The following is an 817-nucleotide window of genomic DNA, read 5'->3' as shown; positions in this document are numbered from 1 at the left end:
GGCGGCAGCGTGCCCTGCGCGATTATGTTCGCGTAGACGCTCTCCAGCGCCTGGCTGAGCGGCCCGACAAGCTCGCGCGGCAAGCCGTCGAAGAACAGGCGACGCACGAGTTCCACGTGTCCCAGAGCCGCGGCCCCGAGCACCTTCCGGCCGTGTTGGGTCAGACTCACCTCGGTCACGCGCCGGTCGTTCGCAGACAGGCTGCAGCTCACCAGTTCCCGCTTGGCCATCCGCCGCACGTGGTGCGAGACCCGGCTGCGCTCCCAGCCGATCTGCGCGGCCAGCACCGTGATCGGCATCGGGCCCCCGTCGGCGACGCTCAGGGCCGTCAGGACGTCGTAATCCGGCAGGGACAGATCGCTGTCGGACTGCAGCTGGCGATTCATCTCGTAGGTCAGCCGCAGCTGAACCCGGATGTACGCCAGCCAGGCTCGTTGCTGTTCGCCGTCGAGCCACCCGCCCTCGGGCACCGGCGCACCGCCGTTGGCATTGCGTGACATATCACCTATGCTTTCTGTCCAGCACCACCGTCGAGGCGTGCCGCCCCCACATCATCTCGCGCGGACCGCCAGGAGCAGGAGGTACCGATGCCGTACGCAGCAGTGCTCACCGGATACGGATCGCCCGAGACGCTCGTGTGGTCGGAAGTCGCCCTGCCCGCACCCGGGCCCGGCCAGATCAGGATGCGCGTACACGCGGCGGGAGTCGGCCCGACCGACCTGAAGATCCGGCGCGGCGAGCTCCGAGAGGTCTTCCCGCTGCCCGACCCCGCCGTTCTCGGCTTCGAGGCCGCCGGCACCGTCGACGCCCTCGGTCC

2 protein-coding genes are annotated in these 817 nt (G+C 69.6%); one reads left to right on the top strand and one right to left on the bottom strand.

The window, feature by feature from the left end; genetic code table 11:
* On the bottom strand, nt 1-500 hold a 500-nt coding region (locus KVT45_RS55070; RefSeq protein ID WP_217562658.1), incomplete at its 3' end, for a MarR family winged helix-turn-helix transcriptional regulator.
* 87 nt (nt 501-587) lie between these two features.
* Here KVT45_RS55070 and KVT45_RS55065 point away from each other — a divergent pair.
* On the top strand, nt 588-817 hold a 230-nt coding region (locus tag KVT45_RS55065; RefSeq protein WP_217562656.1), incomplete at its 3' end, for an alcohol dehydrogenase catalytic domain-containing protein.

It is taken from the genome of Streptomyces sp. GbtcB6 (assembly GCF_019091475.1).
In the GTDB taxonomy this organism is placed as follows: Bacteria; Actinomycetota; Actinomycetes; order Streptomycetales; family Streptomycetaceae; genus Streptomyces; species Streptomyces hyaluromycini.
Note: the sequence above shows the minus strand (reverse complement) of the source record. Positions and strands in the feature narration are given on the sequence as shown.